At 64.7% G+C, this 23,732-nt stretch carries 19 protein-coding genes; 11 read left to right on the forward strand and 8 right to left on the reverse strand.

Annotation, left to right across the window (positions count from 1 at the left end; translation table 11 throughout):
* Window positions 1-111: 111 nt before the first annotated feature.
* Window positions 112-345 carry a type II toxin-antitoxin system RelB/DinJ family antitoxin gene (locus CON76_RS01015; protein ID WP_420812871.1) on the forward strand — a complete coding sequence of 78 codons (234 nt, stop codon included), beginning with the start codon at window positions 112-114 and terminating at the stop codon, window positions 343-345.
* A 23-nt stretch (window positions 346-368) separates the two neighbouring features.
* Here CON76_RS01015 and CON76_RS01020 read toward each other — a convergent pair whose 3' ends face one another.
* Complete coding sequence (locus CON76_RS01020; protein ID WP_240592701.1) at window positions 369-1,259, reverse strand: LysR family transcriptional regulator; 891 nt, start codon at window positions 1,257-1,259, stop codon at window positions 369-371.
* 147 nt (window positions 1,260-1,406) lie between these two features.
* On the opposite strand from CON76_RS01020, the gene CON76_RS01025 reads away from it, so the two are divergent.
* The 5 genes from CON76_RS01025 to CON76_RS01045 are packed head-to-tail and all read left to right on the forward strand — an operon-like array spanning window position 1,407 to window position 4,539.
* Window positions 1,407-1,958 (forward strand): cytochrome b, encoded by a 552-nt coding sequence (locus tag CON76_RS01025; RefSeq protein WP_101101228.1) that lies wholly within the window; start codon window positions 1,407-1,409, stop codon window positions 1,956-1,958.
* A 4-nt stretch (window positions 1,959-1,962) separates the two neighbouring features.
* Window positions 1,963-2,535, forward strand: a complete 573-nt coding sequence (locus CON76_RS01030) for a YceI family protein (RefSeq protein ID WP_205758151.1) — start codon at window positions 1,963-1,965, stop codon at window positions 2,533-2,535.
* A gap of 53 nt (window positions 2,536-2,588) precedes the next feature.
* A complete protein-coding gene (locus tag CON76_RS01035) occupies window positions 2,589-3,167 on the forward strand; it encodes a YceI family protein (RefSeq protein ID WP_101101230.1) in 579 nt (192 codons plus the stop codon).
* 16 nt (window positions 3,168-3,183) lie between these two features.
* On the forward strand, window positions 3,184-3,903 hold the full coding sequence (locus tag CON76_RS01040) for a pirin family protein (RefSeq protein WP_101101232.1): 720 nt from the start codon (window positions 3,184-3,186) through the stop codon (window positions 3,901-3,903).
* Between the two features lie 36 nt (window positions 3,904-3,939).
* Window positions 3,940-4,539, forward strand: coding sequence for an FMN-dependent NADH-azoreductase (locus CON76_RS01045; protein WP_101101234.1), 600 nt, complete (start codon window positions 3,940-3,942; stop codon window positions 4,537-4,539).
* A 31-nt stretch (window positions 4,540-4,570) separates the two neighbouring features.
* Here CON76_RS01045 and recD read toward each other — a convergent pair whose 3' ends face one another.
* The 5 genes from recD to murB are packed head-to-tail and all read right to left on the reverse strand — an operon-like array spanning window position 4,571 to window position 16,399.
* Window positions 4,571-6,808: an exodeoxyribonuclease V subunit alpha gene (gene recD / locus CON76_RS01050; protein ID WP_101101236.1), complete on the reverse strand. Its 2,238-nt coding sequence runs from the start codon at window positions 6,806-6,808 to the stop codon at window positions 4,571-4,573.
* Window positions 6,805-10,692, reverse strand: a complete 3,888-nt coding sequence (gene recB / locus CON76_RS01055) for an exodeoxyribonuclease V subunit beta (protein ID WP_101101238.1) — start codon at window positions 10,690-10,692, stop codon at window positions 6,805-6,807. The genes recD and recB overlap by 4 nt, the downstream gene beginning before the upstream one ends.
* A 14-nt stretch (window positions 10,693-10,706) precedes the next feature.
* The gene (recC, locus tag CON76_RS01060) at window positions 10,707-14,264 is read right to left on the reverse strand and encodes an exodeoxyribonuclease V subunit gamma (protein WP_240592702.1); all 3,558 of its coding nucleotides are present in this window, start codon (window positions 14,262-14,264) and stop codon (window positions 10,707-10,709) included.
* 54 nt (window positions 14,265-14,318) lie between these two features.
* Window positions 14,319-15,344: an alpha/beta hydrolase gene (locus CON76_RS01065; protein WP_101101240.1), complete on the reverse strand. Its 1,026-nt coding sequence runs from the start codon at window positions 15,342-15,344 to the stop codon at window positions 14,319-14,321.
* A 2-nt stretch (window positions 15,345-15,346) separates the two neighbouring features.
* Window positions 15,347-16,399, reverse strand: a complete 1,053-nt coding sequence (gene murB, locus CON76_RS01070; protein ID WP_101101242.1) for a UDP-N-acetylmuramate dehydrogenase — start codon at window positions 16,397-16,399, stop codon at window positions 15,347-15,349.
* Window positions 16,400-16,517: 118 nt separating this feature from the next.
* Between murB and CON76_RS01075 the strand changes: the two genes are divergently transcribed.
* From CON76_RS01075 to CON76_RS01085, 3 genes are all read left to right on the forward strand, one after another.
* The gene (locus CON76_RS01075; protein ID WP_101101243.1) at window positions 16,518-17,003 is read left to right on the forward strand and encodes a YajQ family cyclic di-GMP-binding protein; all 486 of its coding nucleotides are present in this window, start codon (window positions 16,518-16,520) and stop codon (window positions 17,001-17,003) included.
* A 63-nt stretch (window positions 17,004-17,066) separates the two neighbouring features.
* Window positions 17,067-19,118: an McrB family protein gene (locus CON76_RS01080; protein WP_101101245.1), complete on the forward strand. Its 2,052-nt coding sequence runs from the start codon at window positions 17,067-17,069 to the stop codon at window positions 19,116-19,118.
* A gap of 10 nt (window positions 19,119-19,128) precedes the next feature.
* On the forward strand, window positions 19,129-20,436 hold the full coding sequence (locus CON76_RS01085; protein ID WP_101101247.1) for an McrC family protein: 1,308 nt from the start codon (window positions 19,129-19,131) through the stop codon (window positions 20,434-20,436).
* 48 nt (window positions 20,437-20,484) lie between these two features.
* Here the strand turns inward: CON76_RS01085 and plsY are convergent, their stop codons facing one another.
* Entirely contained in the window at window positions 20,485-21,114 is a 630-nt protein-coding gene (gene plsY, locus CON76_RS01090; protein WP_101101249.1) for a glycerol-3-phosphate 1-O-acyltransferase PlsY, read from the reverse strand.
* 13 nt (window positions 21,115-21,127) lie between these two features.
* Entirely contained in the window at window positions 21,128-22,192 is a 1,065-nt protein-coding gene (locus tag CON76_RS01095; RefSeq protein ID WP_101101251.1) for an aldo/keto reductase, read from the reverse strand.
* Window positions 22,193-22,286: 94 nt separating this feature from the next.
* Here CON76_RS01095 and CON76_RS01100 point away from each other — a divergent pair, with 94 nt between their 5' ends.
* Together CON76_RS01100 and CON76_RS12985 are read left to right on the forward strand one after the other, a co-directional pair.
* Entirely contained in the window at window positions 22,287-23,246 is a 960-nt protein-coding gene (locus tag CON76_RS01100) for an alpha/beta fold hydrolase (RefSeq protein WP_101101317.1), read from the forward strand.
* A complete protein-coding gene (locus tag CON76_RS12985) occupies window positions 23,243-23,677 on the forward strand; it encodes a helix-turn-helix domain-containing protein (protein ID WP_169928946.1) in 435 nt (144 codons plus the stop codon). The genes CON76_RS01100 and CON76_RS12985 overlap by 4 nt, the downstream gene beginning before the upstream one ends.
* Window positions 23,678-23,732 lie beyond the last annotated feature (55 nt).

Consider the following 23,732-nt stretch of genomic DNA (forward strand, 5'->3'; position numbering starts at 1 on the left):
TCCTTTAAATTTCATTGTTCCTGGCATTTTATAACGACAAAATTAAGAAAAAACAAAGAAATGGAAGTCACATTTGCGTGTTACACGATGCCACCTTGCATAACCGTCGCATTGGACACCGACACCAAAGAGCGTGCCGCCAGTGCCCCTCAGGCCATGGGGCTGTCGGTCTCGGATGCGATCCGCATGCTGATGCTGCGCATTGCCGATGAACACCGCTTGCCATTTGAGGTCAAGGTGCCCAACGCCACCACCCAGCAAGCCATCACCGAGCTGGAAGCGGGCCAAGGCAAGAAGTTCGCCAATGTGGACGATCTGATGGCGGACTTGCATGCGGACGATTGACCGCTCCTCCGTTGCTGCTGGGCTCACACAGCGAGCTGTTTGGCTGATGACACGTCCAACCGCTCCGCCAAAAAATCCACCAGTACGCGCACGCGGTGGGGCACTTGGCGGTTGCCGGGCAACATGACGTAAATGCCCAGCGGTGGAATGGGGTGATCGAGCAGCAGGGGCTGCAAACGTCCTGCGGCCATGAAGGGCGCGGCGATGAAGTCGGGCAGGTACGCGATGCCCAAGCCTTGGGCAGCGGCCTCGGCCAGCACTTCGCCGTTGTTGGCGGTCAGGTGGGCCTCAACGGGTACTTTGGTCAGATGGCCATCGGTGTGGAATTGCCACACCTCTTGCTGGCCGCCAGTGGCGTAGACCAAGCAAGCGTGTTGCGTCAGTTCTTGTGGGTGTTGCGGGGTGCCGTGGCGTTGCAGGTACGCCGGGGTGGCCACCAAGTGCAGCGTGCTGCTGCCGATTTTGCGTACCACGTCGGTGGCGGCCAAGCGGCGGGTGATGCGCACCGACAGGTCTATGCCTTCTTCAATCAGGTGTACGCGGCGGTCGCTGTAGTCCATCTCCAGGCTGACTTCGGTGTACCGCTGGCCAAACTCAATCAGCAAAGGGGCCAGTTTCTTGATGCCAAAACTCAGTGGCACGCTGATGCGGATGTGCCCCCGGGGGGCCATGTGCGCTTCGGCAATCGAGGATTCGGCGGCATCGACCAAGTTCAGGATTTGGCGGCATTTTTCCAAGTAAGCCGCCCCCGCCGAGGTGAGGTTCAAGCGCCGGGTGCTGCGCGTCATCAGTTTGACCCCCAGGTGCGCTTCCAGTGCTGCAATTTGGCGCGTGACCGCCGACGGCGCAAGGTTGAGTTGTTGTGCAGCAGCGGCAAAGCTGCCCAAGTCCACCACACGGGTGAACAATTGCATGGCATGGAGTCGGTCCATAAAGGCAAAGTTCCCGCTGTACTGTTGCTTTATAAGCAATAAACATTTGCAGATTATGGCCTTTTTTCAACCCAAAGACGCGCCTACACTGCACGGCATTGATTCACCCCGCCATTGCGAGCCCGACAGATGCCACACACCCACAGCACGTACACCACCACCGCTAAAGCCCTGCACTGGCTGGTGGGGTTGTTGATGGTGGCGGTGTTTGCGCTGGGGTTTTACATGGCCGATTTGCCGTTCTCGCCCGCCAAGTTGCAGTACTACTCATGGCACAAGTGGGCTGGCATCACGGTGCTGGTGCTGGCCGTGGTGCGGCTGGCGTGGCGTTTGACACACCAGCCCCCCGCCCTGCCCACACAGATGCCGCTGTGGCAACAATGGTTGGCGCACGCCGGACATGCGGTGCTGTACGGGCTGATGCTGGCCATTCCGCTGTCGGGCTGGCTGATGAGTTCGGCCAAGGGCTTCCAGACGGTATGGTTTGGCGTGCTGCCGCTGCCCGACCTGGTGGCCGCCGACGCTGAACTGGGCAAAACGCTCGCCATGCTGCACGCTTGGCTCAACTGGGGCTTTGTGGCCGTGCTGGCCAGCCACATTGGGGCCGCGCTGAAACACCACTTTATCGACCGCGACGACATTCTGACCCGCATGTTGCCGCACTCCACCCAAGGACACTGAAACCATGTTGACCTTATTTGCCTCCCGCCTGCTGCAAACCAGCGCCATCGCCTTGCTGGGCATGGCATCGGCCCACGCCATCGAATACAACGCGGTGCAACCGCAACAGAGCACGATCCAGTTTGTGTACAAACAAATGGGCGTGGCCGTCGAGGGCAAGTTCAAGAGATTCAACAGCCAACTCAGCTTTGATCCGGCCAAACCCACCGCAGCCAAGGCCAATCTGGACATCGATCTGGGCAGCATCGACGTGGGCGCGCCCGAGGGCAACCAAGAAGTGGCGGACAAGCCGTGGTTCAATACACCGGCCTTCCCGACAGCACGTTTTGTGTCGGGCACGGTCAAGGCGCTGGGTGGCAACCGCTACGAAGTGGCGGGCAAGCTCACCATCAAGGGCAAGACGCAAGATGTGGTGGTGCCCGCCACCTTCACACCCCAAGGCAACACGGGCGTGTTCGACGGCGGTTTCACGCTCAAGCGTGCCGACTTTGCCATTGGCGAAGGCAGTTGGGCCAAGTTTGACATCGTGGCCAACGAGGTGCAAGTCAAGTTCCGCCTGAGTGCCACCGGCAAGTAAACGCCACTTCCGTTCAGTTTTTTTCTTCTGTTCTTTTTTTGGAGACTCATCCCATGCAAGCACTGACCCGCATCGCCGCCGCTTTGGCCCTGTCCGCCGCCGCTGCCGCCCCGGCCCTGGCCGCCCCCGAAACGTTTGTGCTGGATGGCAGCCACACCTTCCCGCGCTTCTCGTACAGCCACTTTGGCTACTCGACCCAGCTGTCGAGCTTCAGCAAGACCACGGGCAAGGTGGTGTTCGACAAAGCCGCCAAAACCGGCGCGGTGGACATCGTGATCGACACCAAGTCGGTCAACACCGGCTTTGACACCTTCAACGAGCACATCCAGGGCGAAGATTTCCTCAACACCGCCAAGTTCCCGACCGCCACCTTCAAGTCCACCAAGGTGGTGTTTGAAGGCGACAAGCCCGCCAAGGTCGAAGGCCAGCTCACCATCAAGGGCGTGACCAAGCCCGTGACGCTGACGGTGACCTCGTTCCAGGCCATGCCGCACCCGATGATGAAGAAGGACGCGATTGGTGCCAACGCCTACACCGTCATCAAGCGTTCGGAATTCAACGCTGGCAAGTATGCCCCGTACGTGGGTGACGAAGTGCGCATCGACGTAGCCCTCGAAGCCATCAAAGAATGATTGACTGGAGACCAGCATGATCGAGATCCGACGCTCTGCCCAACGTGGCGAGGCCCATTTTGGCTGGCTGCATGCGCGCCACAGCTTCAGCTTTGGCGGCTACTTTGACCCGCAGCAGGTCGGGTTCTCCGATCTGCTGGTCATCAACGACGACCGCATCCAAGGCGGCACCGGGTTTGGCATGCACCCGCACCGCGACATGGAGATTTTCACCTACATCCTGGAAGGCGCGCTGGCGCACCAGGACTCGATGGGCCAGTCGTCGGTGATCCGCCCCGGCGACGTGCAGATGATGAGCGCGGGCACCGGCGTGCGCCACAGCGAGTTCAACGCCTCGGCCACCGAGCTGGTACACCTGCTGCAAATCTGGATCGTGCCCGACCGCAAGGGCGTGCCGCCGCGCTACCACGAGCGCCACTTTGACGCCGCCGACAAGCGTGGCCGCCTGCGCCTGATCATCTCGCCCGACGAGGCCGAGGGCTCGCTGCCGGTGTACCAGGACGTGCGCGTCTACGCCGGGCTGTTTGACGGCGACGAGGCGCAGACCTTGACGCTGGCGCCGGAGCGTTACGCCTACGTGCACGTGGCGCGCGGCTCGCTGGAGCTCAACGGCCAGCGCCTGCACGCCGGCGACGGCGCGCGCATCCGCCACGAACAAGTGCTGACGTTCGGCCAGGGCCAGCAAGCCGAGGTGCTGCTGTTCGACCTGCGCCCGAACGAACTGCCCGTGATGTAACCCTTTTCAACCCAGAAACCTGACCGAGATACCCCCATGAACATCCTGCAAATCAACACCAGCGCCCGTGCCACCGGTGCCAACTCCACCCGCCTGGCCGACGCCATCACCGCACGCCTGAAGGCGCTGCACCCCGACGCCGCCGTGGAGCTGCGCGACCTGGCCACCCAGCCGCACCCGGTGCTGGACGGTGCGTCGCTGGCCGCGCTGTTCACCCCCGCCGACCAACGCACCGCCGAGCAGTGCGCCCGCGCTGCGCTGGACGACGCGCTGATTGCCCAGGTACAAGGCGCCGACGCCATCGTGCTGGGCGTGCCGATGTACAACTTTGGCGTGACGGTGCAGTTCAAGAGCTGGATCGACGCCATCGCCAAGGCAGGCGTGACGTTCCGCTACACCGCCACCGGCCCCGAGGGTTTGCTCACGGGCAAGAAGGTGTACGTGGCGCTGGCGCGTGGTGGCGTGTACCGCGACACCGCCACCGACTCGCAAGTGCCCTACCTCAAAACCGTGCTGAGCTTTTTGGGCATGACGGATGTGAGCTTCATTTACGCCGAAGGCCTGGCCATGGGCACCGAAAGTGCCGACAAAGCCTTTGCCGCCGCGCAAGCCCAGATCGACGCCCTGGCCGCCTGAGCCAGCTCATCGAACAGCCTTTGAAAAAGCCTCAAGCGCCCAGCTGCGCCAGCACCCCCGCCAGACCGCTGGCGCGGTAGGCGGGCGCCGCCACCGCCTTGAGCAAAGCATCGCCCCGCGCCTGCACCAGCGAGAAGTGCTTGCGCGCGCGGGTGATGCCGGTGTACACCAACTGGCGGCTCACCACCTGGCCCACACTGTCGGGCAACACCAGCACGGTGTGCTCGAATTCGGAGCCCTGGCTCTTGTGTACTGTCATGGCAAACGCCGTCTCGGCGTGCGCCAGCCGGCTCACCGCCACCGAGCGCGCGGTGTCGCCATCCAGGAAATACGCCCGCAGCAGCTTGGGCTGGCTGAACGCAGGCAGCACCACGCCCACGTCGCCGTTGAACACGCCCAGCGCGGCGTCGTTGCGCGTCACCATCACCGGACGGCCCACAAACCATTCGCCACTGGATTGCAGCAGCCTGGCCTGTTGCAGGGCCTGTTGCACGCGCAGGTTGAGTGCGCGGTCACCGCATTCGCCGTCGTGGACGGCGCACAGGATGCGGAAGCGGTCGAAGCTCTTGAGCACGTCCAGCACCCACTGGTGGTGCAGCGCCGCGTCCTGCCCCACCCCGGCGGGCGGGCTGGCGGCCAGCTCCAGGTAGGTGCGGTAGCCCTGTGGCGCGTGGGGGTGGGCGCCCGGCTGGCCCGCCGCCAGCGCGGCTACGCACAGCGGCGCCTGTGGCCCGTGCTGCGGCGCCAGCCAGACGGTGCTGACGTCGGCGGACTGGCCGATGGCGCGCTGCAGCAGCGCGGGCGTGACGCCGCCGGTGTTGACCGCCTGCGCCAGCGTGCCAATGGCGCCCACAAAGCGGCGGCTGCGGCGCAGCATCACGGTCTGCTGGGCCAGCGCCGGGGCCGGGCTGGCACCGGGGTGGTGGTAGGGCGTGGGCAGGCGCTGGCCGGTGACGGCATGGACGTAGGCCACGGTGTCGGCACTGTAGTGGCCCGCTTGCGCGTGGGTACACAAATCGCCCAGCACCGCACCGGCTTCCACCGAGGCCAGCTGATCCTTGTCGCCCAGCACGATCAGGCGCGCGGTGGCGGGCAGGGCCTGCAGCAGCGCGGCCATCATCTCCAGGTGGATCATGGAGGTTTCATCGACGATGAGCACGTCCACGTCCAGCGGGTTGGCGGCGTGGTGGCGGAACTGGCGCGTGCGCTGGCTGGCGCCCAGCAGGGCGTGCACGGTCTTGGCCTTGCCGATGCGGGTGGTGAGCGCGGCCAGGTCGGGCGCGGCCTCGGGGCTGTGGGTGGTGCCATCGGCGCCCGTGCCGACGCTGTTGAGCGCGTCTTGCAGCTGCACCAGCGAGCCCTGGATGGACTGGCTCAGGCGCGCGGCCGCCTTGCCGGTGGGCGCGGCCAGCGCCACACGCAGGCGTTGCGGATGCGGATCCATGGCCAGCAGCAGCGCCAGCAGGCGCGCGGCGGTGTAGGTCTTGCCGGTGCCGGGGCCGCCGGTGATGACGGTCAGCGGTGCGCGCAAGGCCACGGCGCAGGCCACTTTCTGCCAGTCGGGTTCGGCATCATCGGAGCCAGCATTGGGCGAGGTACCAGGCACGGGCGCGGGGAACAGACGGTCGAGCCAGGCGCGGGCGCGGGCGGTGTCAACCGCACAGACCGCATCGGCACTGGCCGCCCCAGACGGCGGGACTTGCAAGCGCTGGGCGATGGCGTGCGCCACCTGTTGCTCGTAGACCCAGTAGCGGCGCAGGTACAGCAGCGGCTGCGCGGGCGTGCCGCCCAGCACCAGCGGCTGGCCGTGGTCGGGCTGGTGCAATCCGGGCCAGACGCAACGCACCAGCGGGCTGGTGCGCAGCTGGGCCAGGTCGGCAGCGGTGTGGGCGTGGACGCTCTCCTCTACGGGGAACAACGGCTGCAGTGCTGTGCGGGGCCACCACAGCGACCACAATTCTTGCAGGTCGGCGCGCACATCGAGGGGCCAGTCGATTTCAGGCCGCCAGGGCTGGCGCAGGGTGGCCAGGGGCACACAGGTGTGGCCGCGCCCTTCCATCTGGCTCAGCAGGGCCGCCGCCAGCAGCACCACGGGCGCGGCTTGCGGATCGAGCTGGAGCAGGAAGCGGGGCAAGGCGCTGTCGAGCTGGCGCAGGCCGTGCTGGCGCGACCAGCCATAGAGCGTATCGAGCAGGGCTTGGGAGGGCTCGGTGGCGCTGGCGACAGCGTCCGGCGGCGTGGGGGGCAGCAAGGGGGATGGCAGGGTCATGCGGGCGCTCCGGTGGCCTCGGGTTCATCGTGGGGGGCGGGCGCCAGCATGGCCTGCAACCCTTGCAGCGCAGCCAGCGACGGCGACACCCAGCACAGGCCGTGCGTGCCGGGGCGGGCGATGCCGCGCACGAACAGGTACAGCGCGCCGCCCAGGTGTTGCGCGGGATCGTAGGCCGCGCCCAGGCGCTGCGCCAGCAGGCGGTGCAGGGCGAACTGGTACAGCAGGGCCTGCACGTCGTAGCGGCGCAGCACCATGTCGTGCCGCATGGCGTCCAGGGTGTAGGCGGCGTCGTCCAGACCCAGGCGGCTGGACTTGTAGTCCAGCACCCAGTAGCGCCCGCCGTGCTGGAACACCAGGTCGGCAAAGCCCATCACCATGCCGTGCAGCTGGGTTTTTTGCAGCGCCGGGCGCGGCAAACCGGCAAAGATGTGCTGGCGGCACAGCTCGTCCAGGCGCTGGGTGTGCAGGGCGTGTGCGGGCAGCCAGAATTCCATTTCCGGCAAGCCATGGCGAATCTGGGCCAGCGGTGCGCCCAGCTGCGGCAGCGGCGTGCCGACCACCTGCTGCAGCCAGGCCACCAGTTCGCTCGCCTGTTCGGTGTAGCCGGCGCGCTCGCAGCGTTGTTGCAGCCACTGGGGCCAGGCGGGGGCCGTATCGGCGGCGGGCTGGCGCGGCGTCATCAGCTCGGTCAGCAGCCATTCCAGCTGGTCGTGCACGAAGTTGCCGCTCAGGCGCCCGGCAGCCAGGCGGTGCTGGATGGGCAGCGTTGCCAGCGGTGGACGCGCGGCGTGGGCCAGAGGGGGCCACAAGGCATCAGCGGCAGCGGCGATGGCATCCAGCGCTTCGGGGTCGATCTGGCCGGACGGCTCAGCCTGGCCGGGCGCGGGGGGCAGCCATTCGTCCTCGGCGCGGCGGGCCAGTGCCAGCGGGCGGGCGCTGGCGTCTTGTGCGGCGCGCGTCAGGCGCGAGTAGCTGGCCACGCTCCAGTCGCGGTCAAAGTCGGCGCGGTAGGCCGGGGCGTCGCACAGGTCGGGCCGGGCGTCGGGGCGCTGCAAGCCGGTGCAGGGGATGGTGCCGCCCACTGCCGCCGACAGCGCGATGGTGGCGCCGGATTGTTGTTCCAGGTGCTTCCACAACGGCGCCCACGCCGTGTGCGGGTGCGCCACGCCACCGCCCACCAGGTAGCCCAGCGCGCTGCGGTGGGCCTGGCACTCTTGGCCGTTGCCCACCTTGACCGACGCAAACCCGACCCACACCGCGTGGCGCGCGCGCGTCAGGGCCACGTAGAGCAGGCGCAGATCCTCGCGCAGGCGTTCGGTGTCGGCCTGGTCGATGTCGTCTTCCTGGACGTTGAACCGCAGCACCGGCTGGCCGTCGCCGTCGGGCAGCGCCAGCACGCGGGCGGTTTTCTTGTCCACGGGGCGCGACAGGGTGGCAAACGGCAGCAGCACCACGGGGTATTCCAGCCCCTTGCTTTTGTGGATGGTGACGATCTTGACCAGATCGGCGTCGCTTTCGAGCCGCACCACCTGCTCGTCGCTGTCTTGCGCGGCTTCGGCGCTCTTGAGCTGCAACCAGCGGATCAGGGCGTGTTCGCCTTCGAGCTCGGCGCTGGCGGCCTGCAGCAGTTCGGCCAGGTGCAGGAAGTTGGTCAGGCGGCGCTCGCCCTGGCCGTCGGGGCGGGCCAGCCAGCGCGCCGCCCATCCGAAGCGGTGCAGCGCCTGGCGCAACATGGTCAGCACGCCCTGGGTCTGCCAGATCTGGCGCAACTGGCGCATCTGCTCGCAGTGGGCGTCGAAGGCTTCGTCGTTGGACGACAGCCACGCCAATTCCTCCAGCGTCAGGCCAATGGTGGCCGTGGCCAGCGCGGCGCGCACCAGCACCGCATCCTGCGGCGTGGCCACCCCGCGCAGCCAGTGCCACAGGTCGTGCGCCTCCGGGCTGTGGAACACCGATTCGCGGTCGGACAGGTACACCGACGCCACGCGGCGCCGCTGCAGGGCGCGGCGCACCGCCGCCGCCTCCTTGCCTGTGCGCACCAGGATGGCCAGATCGCGCGGGCACAACCGCCTGAACGGCTCGCCCTTCTCTTCCAGGCCGGTGCCAGGGTCGTTGAGCCAGGCCACCACCTGCTCGGCGCAGTGCTCGGCAAAGCGCGCGCGCACGGCATCGCCCGCACGTGGCTCGGCCCAGTCGTGTACCAGTGTGAGGGCGGGCACGGCAGCGCCCCGGCTGACAAACTGCTCCGATCGGCCCTTGGCCTGCACCGGCCAGAACGGCAGCGGGTTGGTGCCCTCTGGCGCCCCCGGTGGGCGGAACCGGAACGCCGCCTGCGGGTGCGCTTTTTCTGCGTACCCGAACAGGGTGTTGACCGCCTGCACCACCGCCTGGGTGGAGCGGTAATTGGTCTCCAGCACGTAATGGCGCCCGGCGGTGGCGCAGCGCGCGCGCAGGTAGCTGTAGATGTCGGCGCCCCGGAAGCGGTAGATCGACTGCTTGGGGTCGCCAATCAGCAGCAGTGCGTGCTGGGGCACGTTGTCAGCCACGCGGTAGATGGCATCGAACAGCCCGTACTGCAGCGCCGAGGTATCCTGAAATTCATCAATCAGCGCCGCCGGGTATTGCGCCAGGATGCGCTGGCGCAGGCGTGCGGCGTTGTCGCCGTGCAGCGCGTCGCGCAGGCGCTGCAGCAGGTCGGCAAAACCGAATTCGCCCGCCTGGCGCTTGAGCTGCTGCATGCGCTGCTGCACCCAGCGCGCCGCGTGCAGGCGCAGCGCCTGCAGCCAGGGGGCGGCCTGGTAGCACGCCACCACCTGCTCGAACCAGCCGAAGTCGGGCGGGATGGCGCTGTGGCCCATGGCGGGGGCAGCGGCTTTGCGCAAATCCAGCAAGCCGTCGGGCGTCAGGTTCACCGTCCCTTTGCCGATGTCGGGCAACAGCAGCGGCAGATCGAGCTGCGCCCATTGCGTCAACGCCTCGAACCAGCGCGCGGCGATCTTGACGCTGAGGGAGCGGCCATTCCAGTGCTTGGCGTTGTTCGCGAGTTGCTCATCCAGCAGCCACCGACGCATGGCCCGCACGCGCCGGGCCTTGTTGGACAGCAATTCGGCGAGGCCAGCGGTGGATTTTTCCAGCACCTCGGCCAGGCTGCCACTGGTGGCGGACGGTGGCCAGTGCGCCTGGTGGGCCAGCAAGGCGGCCATGTCGGCCTGCAGCGCGCCCACGCCGGGCCACAGCTGCAACACGGATTCCAGCTGCGCCCCCGAGAGCGGGTAGCACTCGCGGCGCCAGTAGTCCTGCACGGCGGTGGTGAAGATGGCGTGCTCATCGGCCACCAAGGTTTCGTCGAACACGCTGCCGCTGTCGAACGCGTGCTCGCGCAGCATGCGCTGGCACCAGGCGTCGATGGTGAAGATGGCCGCGTCGTCCATGTTGTCGGCGGCGGTGGCCAGCAGCCAGGCGGCGTTCTGGCGCTGGGCCGGGTCGGGGTAGTCGGCCAGCAACTTGTCCAGAAAATCATCGGGGTCGCCGTCGGGGGCAGCCCCGGCCCGGAAGTGGCGCGCTGCCTGCAGCAGGCGGCTGCGGATGCGGTCGGAGAGCTCGCGCGTGGCGGCGCGGGTGAACGTCATCACCAAAATTTCCGACGGCTTGAGCGGCTGGCGCAGCACGGCTCCAGCTTCAGTGGACGCGGTGGTCTCGGCACGGTCGGGGCCGTCGGCGTCAGGCCGGGCGTGGCCCAGCACCAGGCGCACGTACAGCGCGGCAATCGTCCAGGTCTTGCCGGTGCCAGCGCTGGCCTCGATCAGGCGGCTGCCGTGCAGCGGGAACGTCAGGGGCTGCAGCGGTTGCAAGGACGGCAGCGGGAGCGGGCTGGTGGTCATGGCGGCGGCTTTCTTCAATAAGCGTGGGGCGTGACGTGGCTCTTGGCCCAGTCCAGCAGCGGGACGTAGAGCCGCTTCGCCCAGTCGGCCAGCTGGCCATCATGCGCCAAGGCAAAAAAGTCGGGGTACTGGCGCGCCAGGCAGGGCTCGGCCCCTTCGGGCTGGAGGCCCGCGCCGAAGCTGTCGCCTTCGTAAGCGGTGCGTGCCTTGGTGGGGCTGCCGGGGTCGGGCGCCAGCGCCAGCGCGGTTTTCAGGGGCACGGGCAGCGGCCGCTGCATGCCTGCCCGCCAGGCCTCCAGCACCATGCCCAGCTGGGCCTGGGCGGTGTCGATGGGCATGGGGCGGATATCGAGCCACGCGTCCTGCCCCACGGCGCGCGCACCCACGGGCTGGCCCAGCGCCGCCGCGCCCAGCAAGCGCAGCCACAGCGGCAGCAGCTTGTCGGGGCGTGGCTCGCCCTTCTTGTCCAGCCACTTGCTGGCCTGCAACACCAGCCAGACCGGGGTGTCGGCGCCAGCATCGGAAAGGTGCAGCCCGTCCACCCAGTCCTCCAGCACCACGTCCTGATACTGGTAGCGCACCGCCAAACGCGGCGCAGGCCGGGGGTAATCGCACTGGGCCTGGTGCCAGGCCTCGGCCATGGCGTCCAGCACGGTGCCCAGTTCGGCCTGCTCGCACTCGCCCAACGCTTTGACCGGCAACGCCCCGGCCAGGCGCTGGCGCTCCAGCGCGCGTTGCACGTGCGCCTTCAGGCCCGACGCATCCAGGCCCGCCGGCCAGGCGCCGGTTTGTTGCTGCAGCAGCTGGTACCGCTCCAGGCCGTCGATCTGGAACGGCTCCACGTCGGCGTCGGGTTCCTCGTCCCGCTCAAACGCGATGGCAAAGCGGTCGCGGAAGAACGCCTTCACCGGGTTGCGCAGAAACCAGTCCAGGCGCTGGAAGGTCAGCGGCACCTCGGGGTCGGGCACGAACGCAGGCAGCGGCGGCACGGGTTGCGGCATCAGCGTGGCGGGGGTTTCGCCTTCATCGCCTGTATCGCCAGCGGTACTGTGCAGATTGCGCCATTCGTGCGCGTAGGTGGCCAGCGCGGAGTCATGCTCAAAGTAACGTCGGCTGAAAGGTTGCAGCGGGTGCTCCGTGGTGCGTTGCTGGATCGCGTCCTCGCCCCACAGCGCGCCCAAGTAATCGCGCAGTTGCGACACCAGCACCGACGGCGGCTGTTCGGTGTTGTCGCGCACGCTGCGCCCGCTCCAGCCGATGTAAAGCGCGCGCCGCGCCGACAGCAAGGCCTCCAGCATGAGCTGGCGGTCGTCGTACTGGCGCGAACGGTCGCCGGGGCGGTACTGCCCCTTCTGGCGCATCAAATCGAAATCGCTGTACAGGGTGCGGCGCGGGTAGTCGCCGTCGTTCATGCCCAGCAGGCACACCACCTCGAACGGTACCGCACGCATCGGCATCAGGGTGCAAAAGGTGACCCCGCCTGCGCGGAACTTGTGCTCCAGCGACGGCACTTCAATCGCCTCCAGCCACGCTTGGGCAAAATCGGCCAACGGCAATGGTTCGTCAAAGCGGGCCTGTTCGCAGGCTTGCAGCCACGTGGCCAAGCCGTCCTCCAGCAGGCCCAGCACGGCGCGGTCGGTGTCGTCGGTGGCCAGAAACAGCGCGTCCAGCAACGTGCGCGCACGTTCGGCCCACAGCAGGGGCGTGGCGGTGCGGGCGGTTTGCGCCACCCAGTCCATCAGCGTGCGCAACAGGTGGGCCAGGCCGCCCGCCAGCTCGGCGTCCAGCCCGCCCACTTCGGCGTACGGGGCAATGTGTTGCCACGGCGTGCCGGTGGTGTTCAAGTCCAGCGCCGCATCGCCCACCGCATAGCCCAGCAACATGCGTTGCAGGCCGAACCAGGCGCTGTTTTGGTCGCCGCATGCGCCCAGCCCCAGCGCCTGACGGTGCGCTTCGTTCAAGCCCCAGCGGATGCCCGCACCCTCCATCCACTGCGTCAGCGTGGGCAGATCGGCGTTGTCGATGCCAAAACGTGCGGCCACGGCGGGCACTTCCAGCACGTCCACCAGCTCGCTCATGCCACAGCGTTGGCGCGGCAGCTTCAGCAACCACTCCAGCGCCAGAATCAGCGGGCTGCTGGATTTGGCGCTCACGTCGGCAATGTCGTAGGGAATATGGCGCGGGTCGTTGCGCTTATGCTGGTCGAACACGGCGCGGATGGCGGGCGCCATCTGCTCGATGTCGGGCACCATCACCACCACATCACGCGGTTGCAAAGGCGACACACCGGCTGGGGCATGGGCCGGATCCAGCAAGTGCAGCAGCTGGTCGTGCAGGATTTCCAGCTCCCGCACGCGGCTGTGCGCCACGTGGAAGGTGATGGAACGGTCGTGAACGGGCAAGGGCCGTGGCACAACGGCGGCATCGCCCGGCAAGGGCAAGGGTTCCAAATCGCGGATGAGGCGCTGCACCTGCAACAGCATCGGTGTCGCGTCGTCGCTGTCGTCCTCGTCAAACAGGTCGATCTTGAGGGCCGGAAAATCTTTGCGCGTTTGCGCGGCATCGTCGAACTCATCCAACAGCCGGATGAAATCGCGCCCCTGCCGCCCCCAGGCCGCCAGCAGCGGGTGGGCGTGGTGGTGCATGTCCTGCAACGGCACCGCCGCCAGCGCCTGGCCCGCGCGCGGGGTCTGGCGCTGACGCTGACTGCGAAACAGCTCGCGCCCATCCATGATGTCGCCCCAGTAGTAGCGGCACGGGTTGGGCACCGCCAGCAGCACCTGGGTGTAGCGGCTCAACGCCGCCAGCACTTGCAACGTAGACCACGGCATGTGGCTCATGCCAAACACCACCACCCGGCGCGCCACGCGGCCGGTGTAATCCGCATCCGGCTGTTGCAGGCGCTGCAGCACTTTCTGGTGCAAATAGGGCCGGATCGCTTGCTCGCGCCCGGGCTCCAGCGTGGCCAGCACGGCACGCCACAGCAGCGGCTGCCAGCGTTGCTCGGCGGGCACCGGCGCTTCCACGCCGTTGTGGCCGATCAGCACGTCGCGCCCTTGGTGCCAGGCCTGCAACCAGTCGGCGCGGTAGTTCTGGTACTGGTCGAACAAGTCGGCCAGCCGGACGGCCAGCTGCAAGTGGCGCTCAGGCTCCTCGGGCTTGAGGTAGCCGCGCACGGGCGCAAAGTCGGGCAGCTCCAGCAGGCCGGGCAGCACTTTCATCAGCCGCCACGTCATGGGGATCTTGTCCAGCGGCGAATCGCGCGGCACCGCCGCCGCGCCCAGCACCTGGCGGTAGGTGCGCCACAAAAAGCGGCTGGGCAGCTCCACCCGCGTGGCCGCACACACGCCCGTGGTGGCGGCCATTTCCATCTTGAACCACTCGGCAATGCCGTTGCTTTGCACCAGCACCACCTCTTGCTCCAGCGGGGCCAGCGGGTGCTGGGCCAGCCACTGCATCACGGCGTGGGCCAGCCAATCCAGCCGGTTGCCGTGCAGGGTGATCAAGCCCGGCGTGAGGGGCGCGGGCGACTGAAAGTCATCGGTAACAACACTATCGGCGGGCAAGGACACGGCGGGGGCCTTTCAGGGCTGGAGACCAGCCACTATAACGCCAGCCGCGCCGGTTCAGAATGCTGCTGGTGGCAATGCGTCCAGCCAGCGGTTGATGCGTTCGGCCATCGGCGCGGTCGCCTTGGGGGCACGGATGTCGCCTGCCAAAATGTGCTGGCCCACCGATTCGCTGTACGTGACAGCCTCCAGCGTCTTATTCGGGCTGCCGATGCGCGCAAACGCCACCTCAATTTCAGCGGGATCCACGGTCTGGTCACGCTGCGAGTACAGCACCAGCACCGGGGTCTTGAAGCGCGACAGGTCGCTCTCTCGCACACGCTCGACCAGCGCCATCATGGGGAACAGCGCACGGGTGGCGTAACGCCCCGTCCAGCCCTGCGCCTCCTGGGGGTCGGTGGACACTTCACCGCGCATCTCGCCCTCCAGCGCCAGCGCCAGCTGCTGGCCCCACGGGCCGTTGATGAGTTCGGAGCGTTTGTCCTTCGGCCCAAAGTTGGGTGACACCAGCACATAGGCGCTCACGCCATCGCCTTCGGGCCGCATGGCCAGCCAAGTGCCCAGCGTGCCGCCGGTGGACGTACCAATGACCAACACCTTGTCGCCCAGTTGGCGGCCAATGCGCACCGCCTCCACCGCATCGGCCAGCCAGTCCTGCACGGTGGCCTCCCCCATCGCTTCGCCCGTGCGGCCATTGCCCACCAAACGGGTGTAGAACTGGTTGGCCCCAAGGTGGCGTGCCACCAGATCCGGCAATGGCGACAGCTCCAGCCGCGAGGCCGAGAACCCGTGCAAATACACCACCGCCCACGGCGTGCGCTGCCCCACCGCACCGTGCCAGACCACGCCCTTGGCGGTGCCGGGCCGGATGTCGGGGTACGCCGCCTCGCTGTGCGCCAGCCAGGCGTCCAGCTCCAGCAGGTTGGCGGGCGGCGCGGCGCGCGGGGCCGGGGCCTCGGGGCCAAAGCGGTTGCGCGGGCCCAGCACCAGCAATAACGCCACCACCAGCACGGCCCAGGCCAGCCGCAACCACCAGCGGCGTGGCGCCGCAGAACGGGTATCAAACAAGCGACGAGTGGCCATGCTCACACCACCACGGGTTCAGGTTCCAGCCGAATACCGAACCGCTCGTACACACTGGTCTGGATCGCACGGGCCAACGTCATCACCTCACCGCCCGTGCAGGGGTGCTCGGCATCGCCCCGGTTCACCAACACCAAAGCCTGTTTGTCGTACACACCGGCATGGCCCACGGTTTTGCCTTTCCAGCCACAGGCATCAATCAGCCAACCGGCGGCCAGCTTGATGCTGCCATCGGGCATGGGGTAATGCACCACCTTGGGGTCGCGGCCTATGATGTCGGCGCACTGCTCGGGCGTGACGGTCGGATTCTTGAAAAAACTGCCCGCATTGCCGATCTGGGCCGGGTCGGGCAACTTGGCACGCCGAATGGCACAGATCCAGTCAAACACCTGCTGCGCGGTGGGCACGCTGATACCGGTTTCGGCCATCTTGCGCTCCAAGTCCAAATACCCCAGCACTGGCCGCCACGGCTTGGGCAACCAGAAGCGCACCCGCGTGATGAGTGCCCGCCCCGCCAACCCATAACCACCACCAGCGGGCGGCACGTGCTTGAACACCGAATCGCGGTAGCCAAAACCGCACTGCGCCGCCTCCAAACTGAAGGGGGCCCCCGTTTCCAGATCCATCGCGTCCAGCGAATGGAAACGGTCTTGCAGCTCCACGCCGTAAGCGCCGATGTTCTGCACGGGCGACGCGCCCACCGTGCCCGGAATCAGCGCCATGTTCTCCAGCCCCGGCCAGCCTTGCGTCAGCGTCCAAGCCACAAACTGGTGCCAGCTTTCGCCCGCACCGGCTTCCACCAAGTAACCCTTATCGGTTTCCTGCACCAAACGGCGGCCCAGTATCTCCACCTTGAGCACCAGGCGCTTGACATCGCCGGTCAGCACCAGATTGCTCCCACCCCCCAGCACCAGCACATCGTCCGCGCGCCAGTCCGGGTGGCGGATCAGGGCTTCCAGCTCAAGCTCAGAACGGATGCGCGCCAACCGCGCGGCGCGGGCTGCGATGCCAAAAGTATTGAAGGGCTGCAACGCCACGTTTTTCTCGACTAACATCAGCGCATTGTCGCACCGCCAGCGCCGCTTTCAGGCCTGCACGCCGTGCAGCGGGGCCACACACAGGCACCGCCCCACCCCTTTTACCACCCTATCCAACTTTCTCAAGGATCAACGTATGCCTTCCTTTGACACCACCCTCGAAGCCGACATGGTCGAAGTCAAGAACGCCGTCGAACAAACCCTCAAAGAAATCGGCACCCGCTTCGACTTCAAAGGCACCAGCGCCACCTTGGAACTCAAGGACAAGGACATCACCCTGATCGGCGACAGCGACTTCCAGTTGCAGCAAATCGACGACATCCTGCGCAACAAGCTCACCAAACGCAAGGTCGATGTGCGCTTCCTGGACGCGGGCAAGGTCGAAAAAATCGGCGGTGACAAGGTCAAGCAAGTGCTCAAGGTGCGCAACGGCATCAGCACCGAAGACGGCAAAAAAATCCAGCAAGCCATCAAGGCCAGCAAAATGAAAGTGCAAGCCGCCATCCAAGACGGCAAAGTGCGCGTTACCGGTGCCAAGCGCGACGACCTGCAAGCCGCGATGGCCCTCATCCGCAAAGAGATGAGCGAGCTGCCACTGGGCTACGACAACTTCCGCGACTGAACCTGACTGAGTGACCCCGCACGCTCCCACAAGCGTTCAAAACTTCATGAAAAAGCAGTAACTATGGTCAATTTTCAAGAACAGTACGCCTTGTGGGATAAGTTTCTATCGAAGTGGCCTGTCTCCCGCTTGGAATCAATGACGTTGGATGAATACAGCCTCGCGGGGTCACAAGACAGCTTCACCTACTGGATCGAATCGCGTCTTGACAAGATGGGCAGCATCTGGGGCGGATCATCGTTCAAGTTCGGCGTTTATTCCCGGAGGAACACTGAACACAGAGAAAACGATAACACCCGCTCCTACTCGCCCACCCACGGCTGGCTTACATCGCTGGGCGAAACGGCAGAAGTAGCCTTTGAGCAGGTACGCTGCTCTATAGTTCAAGTCGCGCAATGGGCAGCTAAAGGTAAGATTGATAATATTGAATCACTATCAGGTCTAGGCGAGGTCTTCAAATGGAAAATTGCCTTCCACTACCAAGACCGCACAAACCCAACAATCGTAAACATTTTCAAAAGTAAGTGGCTTGCAGCGTGCGTTGGTAGTACCGTAAAACAGAGCATGGCCAGTTTACAAAAAGCGACGTTGGCCAAACGTTCGCTTGAACTCGGCATTCTGGAGTTCGGGGAAGAGGTGTGGAAAGCAGTGAATCTGGAGGAGGTCGAACAACCACCGTCGCTTACAACGATTGAGACCCACAATATGTCCACAAGCACCTGCTTCAACCGCATCTACTACGGCCCACCCGGCACCGGGAAAACCTACACACTGATGCAACTGCTCAAGCGCGATTACGAGTTGCAGGCTATGTCCATCTCTGCGGAAGAATGGCGCAGCCAGATAATTGCTGAAAAAATCGCAGTTTTGAAGTGGTGGGAAGGTGTTGCTGCTGCGTTGTATGACCTCGATGGCAAAGCCAAAGTAGCCGACATTGCAGAGCACCCTTTTGTCCGTGCTATCGCAAATGCCAAAAACCGAAGTCAAGGAATCAAACAAACCTTATGGGGTACGCTACAGCACCATACGATTGACTCATCCGTCACTGTCAATACAAAACTCCGCATGGGGCCAGCTATATTTGACAAAACAGCTGACTCATTTTGGCAATTCGCTGGTGAGTGGCCTGATGCTTGTGCAGACTTGATCTCACTGGTCGATCAACTTAAAGCTGGCCAACACGGTACAGCCACCGTGCAGTGCTACAGCTTCGTGACCTTCCATCAATCCTACGGCTACGAAGAATTTGTTGAGGGATTGCGCCCAGTTTTAAATGATGCCGCCGACGCGGGCGAAGTGGCGTACGAAATTCGCCCCGGCGCATTCAAGGAGTTGTGTCGCAAGGCCAGACAGGCTCCCAACCAACGCTTCGCGATGGTGATCGACGAAATCAACCGAGGCAATATCAGCAAGATTTTTGGTGAACTGATCACACTGATCGAACCAGACAAACGCGATCCACTCGATGGCAGCAGGCCACCTGTCGAGCTGACACTGGCCTATTCGGGGGAGAAGTTTTCAGTACCAGCCAACGTGGACATCATCGGCACAATGAACACGGCAGACCGCTCGCTGGCTTTGCTGGATACCGCCTTGCGCCGCCGCTTCGACTTTGTACCGCTGCTGCCCGACATCCGCGCCGAGAAAGATGCGGCTGATCCACACAGCGCACCACTGGCAGGCTTGGTGGTCACCACGGCGAACGGTGCGATTGATGTGCGGCGGATGCTGGAACGCATCAACGAACGCATCGAAGCCTTGTACGACCGCGACCACTGCATTGGCCATGCTTATTTCAAGCTGTTGGCAAATATAGCTGATGGCAATGTCCGTTTTGAAAAATTGGCCGACATCTTCCGCAATCGCATCATGCCCTTGCTGGAGGAATACTTCTTTGAAGATTGGCACAAAATTCGGCTGATGCTGGGCGACAACCAGAAACCCGAGCCAGCCCAGTTCATTACAGAAAGCGAGGCCCACGAACAGAACTTGAGTGACTTGTTCGGCAACAACCACAGCCTAGACAGCTACGCCACCAAACGCCGCTATCAACCGCAGCCGCCAGCGTTTACCAACCCTGACGCGTACATTGGCATCTACCAGCCCCTGTCTTGAAGGTGGACAAATGGCTGGCACCACGGTCTACGAATTTGATGCGCTGACTTCTGATGCTGCCGGCGTACCCGATGCCGTAGGTCTGCGTTCGGTGCCGCCGCCGGTGTTTGCTTGGCTGGAATCGCAGGCCCTGAAATTGGCCGAAGCAGGCGGAACCGCATGGCTGAGACTGTCTCAACGGCAAGGTCGGCGGGCCGTACAGGTGACCAGTTTCGTGGGGGTGATCCGGGCACCGGATGGGTACCAGATCGAAGTGCTACCCAAAGTCGCCAAGGCTATCGGCGGCGGGGATATTGAGGCGCGTCAGCTGCTGATTAAAATGCTTCGCTGCTTGGGTGGTTTTCGCCATATCCAGACCGACAGCGCCCAACTGGTTGCAACTCGGATGCCGTTGCTCGAAGTGTTCATCGGTGAATTTCTGCGCGCGGTGGAGCACCTCGTCAAGCGCGGCCTGCGCAGTGATTACAAATCGCGGCAAGGCAACCTGTTTGCCTTGCGCGGCAAATTGCAGATGGCAACGCACCTGCAACGCAACCTGTGTCGTCGTGATCGCTTCTTTGCCGAGTTCGATGAATTTTCACCTGACCGACCAGAAAACCGACTGTTGCACGCGGCATTGCGGCGCGCGCTGGCTTGGACCGGCTCGCAACCTCATCAGCAACTGGCACGCGAGCTGTGCTTTGTGTTTGCCGAGGTGTCTGCATCACAGCATCCTGCACTGGATTTCCAGCGAATCCGTTTGGATCGCAGCATGGCCCATTACGACGGGGCACTGGCGTGGGCGCGATTGATTCTGGAAAATGAATCACCACTCACCGGCGCAGGCGGCCACCGTGCGCCATCTTTGCTGTTTCCGATGGAGGCGGTCTTCGAAGCCTTCGTCGCCAAGCACATTGCCCGACAACTTGGGCCGGAATTCATGCTTCGTACGCAGGCTCGCAGTCTGTCGCTGGTCAGGCATCTCGAGAAAGATTGGTTCTACCTCAAACCCGATTTGCTGGTGCAGGCATCGAAAGTAAATCGCTTGGTGTTGGACACCAAGTGGAAGCTAATCAACAGCCAGCAGGCCACAGGCTCGGACAAGTACGGGCTTCATCAAGCTGATTTTTACCAGTTATACGCCTATGGCCAGAACTACCTCGACAGTTCTGGCGATGTGGTGCTGATCTATCCAAAGACTGATCTTTTCGATAAAGCGTTGCCCGTGTTCAATTTCCCGAAGTCATCGGGCTTGCGCTTGTGGGTGCTACCATTTTGCTTATGGAATGAGCAATTGACATTGCCAACATGTGGCAGCCTTAATGCTTATTTCACCTGAAACATGAAGGGGTAGCTTCAAATCTGAAACGCCCCCTTGATATGCACATCACCCCTTCTTGCTGCCGATTTTGCTCTCCTGCCCCGCCAGCAAGCGGTTGATGTTGCCCCGGTGCCGCCACAGCAGCAACAAGCTCATCACCGCCGTGGCCAGCACCACGGTGGGGGCCACCTGCCACAGGCTGCCGTTGGCCAGCAGCAAGAAACTGGGGGCAAACAGCGCCGCCGTCAGCGCGGCCAGCGACGAGTAACGCAACCCCACGGCCATGCCGATCCACACCAGCGCCGTGGCCAACCCCAGCAGGGGCTGCAAGCCGATCAACACCCCCGCCGCCGTGGCTACGCCCTTGCCACCCTGAAAGCGGAAAAACACCGGGTACAAGTGGCCCAAAAATGCCGCCAGCGCCACCAGCGCCAGCGCACCTTCGCCCAGACCATAGCCCGCACCCCAGTGCGCCACCCACCACGTGGGCAACCAGCCCTTCACCGCATCCAGCAGCAGCGTCACCGCCGCCGCTTTTTTGTTGCCGGAACGCAGCACGTTGGTGGCACCGGGGTTCTTGCTGCCGTAGGAGCGCGGGTCGTGCAGCCCCATCACGCGGCTCACGATCACGGCAAACGACAGCGAACCAATCAAGTACGCCACCACGGCGGCCAGCACAGGCAAATAATCGCTCATAAATGTGTCCTGTTCACAGCGCCGGATCGCGCATTTGCCAGCGGATGTCGTCGATGGCTTGCAACAGTTCGGGCGACAACGTGGTACCCCAAGCGTCCAGACATTCATCGAGTTGCGCCACGGTGGTCACGCCGATGATGGTGCTGGCCACCTGCCACTTGGTGTAACAAAATGCCAGTGCCAACTGGGTCGGGGTCAGCCCGTGCTGGCGGGCCAGCGCGTTGTAGCGTTTGGCCGCCGACAACGCATCCACCCGGCCCCAGCGTTGCTTGCGCATGGATTCGTACAGCGCCATGCGGCCCGCCTCGGGCGCAGTGGAAGGTAGCATGCCCGTCGCATCGTACTTACCGGTCAAAGTGCCAAACCCCAGCGGGGAATACGCCAGCAGCGATACGCCCAAGCGGTGCAAGGTTTCATCCAGCGCGTTTTCCACCGCACGGTTGATGAGGCAGTACGCGTTTTGCACCGACACCACGCGCGGCAAGCCGTGCTGCTCGGCCAGACGCACAAACTCGTGGACACCATACGGTGTCTCGTTGGACAGCCCCACCGCGCGCACCTTGCCCGCGCGCACCAGCTCGGCCAGCGTCTCCAACTGTTCGTGGATGGAAGCACAGGCACGCTCCTTGGCCGGGTTGAAATACTGGTCGCCAAACATGGGCGCATTGCGCGCTGGCCAGTGGATTTGGTACAGATCGATCACATCGGTTTGCAGGCGGCGCAAACTGCCGTCGCACGCCGACAAAATTTCGGCCCGGCTCAAACCGGCAAAGTCACCACGTATCCACGGCATGCCGCGCGACGGCCCGGCCACCTTGGTCGCCAGCACCACTTTTTGGCGCAATCCAGGGCGGCTGGCCAGCCAATCACCGATGATGGTTTCGCTGGCCCCGTAGGTCTCGGCACGGGCGGGCACCGAATACATCTCGGCGGTGTCGATGAAATTCACGCCGCGCTCCACCGCGCGGTCGAGGATGGCGTGGGCATCGGCCTGCGCCACCTGTTCGCCAAACGTCATGGTGCCCAGGCAAATGGGGGTCACGGCCAGCGTGCTCTGGCCCAAGGTCACGGTTTTCATGTTCACAACGGCTCCTGTCGTGGGTTTTCTGCAAAATGCGGCAAGTTTAAGCGCCAGCCACCGCTGTGCCCCGTCCAACCTCACCCTGTCCGCCATGTATTGCCCCCGCCTTCCTTCCCGCAGCGAATGGGCACCCATTCGCCACCACCGCTACCACCTGCGCCACTGGGGCACGCCACAACCTGATGCCCTGCCGCTGCTGATGCTGCACGGTTGGATGGATGTGTCCGCCTCGTTCCAGTTTGTGGTGGATGCGCTGGTGCAGCCGCGCCACATCATCGCCCCCGACTGGCGCGGCTTTGGCCTGACCCGCCCACAGAATACCGACCCGCACGGCCCCCAACCCTGGGGCCACGGCGACCACTACCTGTTTGCCGACTACTTGGCCGACTTGGATTTTGTGCTGGATCACCTCAACGCCCAACTGGGACGCAATGCCGACGCGCCGTTCGATCTGGTCGGACACAGCATGGGCGGCAACGTCGTGATGGCCTACGCCGGCATTCGGCCCCAGCGCGTGCGCCGCGCCGTCAATTTGGAAGGCTTTGGCCTGCCTGCCACCCGTCCCGTACAAGCGCCCCGGCAATACACGCGTTGGCTCGACGACCTCAAAACCCTGCATCAAGGTGGCAAAACCCTGCGCCCCTACCCCGATGCCGACGGCGTGGCCCGCCGCCTGATGAAAACCAACCCGCGCCTGCACCCCGACCGCGCCGCCTGGCTGGCCCAGCACTGGGCCGCCCCCGACGCCAGCGGCCAATGGCACATTCTGGGCGACCCGGCCCACAAGACCCGCAGCGCCCACCTCTACCGCGCCGACGAGACCCTGGCCCTGTACCAGCACATCACCGCCCCGGTGCTGGCCATCGAAGCCGACACCGACAGCCTGCGCCACTGGTACCCGCACGGCGAATACACCCTGGCCGATTACCACACCCGCCTGCACACCGTGCCCAACTGCCGCACCGCCGTGGTGCCCGACGCGGGCCACATGCTGCACCACGACCAACCCGCTGCCGTGGCCACGCTGATCGAGGCCCACCTGCAGCCGTGAAAGACCCCAACATCAGCGCGGTAGCCCACACGGTTGATCAGATCGTGGCCATCACCTGGATCAACGGCAAAACCGACCAGGTGGACTTGTCGGCCCTCATGGCCGATCTGGCCGGGCTGGAACCGCTGGACAACGCCCCCACCTTTGCCGCCGTGCAAGTGGGTGAGGACGGGTGGTCGCTGCTGTGGCCCAGCGGCATCGAAATCGGTACCGACACCCTGTGGCGCATGGCGCGTGAACAAGCGGGCGATGCCACCCCCGTGAGCGAATTCACACGCTGGCGCAAACGCAACGGCCTGTCACTGAGCGACGCCGCCGCTGCCCTGGGCATCACGCGGCGCATGGTGTCGTACTACGAAGCTGGCCGCTACCTGATTCCGCGCATGGTCGGGCTGGCCTGCAAGGGCTGGGAGGCCGAACACTCACGCTGAGGCAATTCCAGCGCAACATGCGAAAATCCCCCCTCAGAATTCCGACATCTGCCTG

It is taken from the genome of Macromonas bipunctata (assembly GCF_002837135.1).
GTDB classification, from domain to species: domain Bacteria; phylum Pseudomonadota; class Gammaproteobacteria; order Burkholderiales; family Burkholderiaceae_C; genus Macromonas_A; species Macromonas_A bipunctata.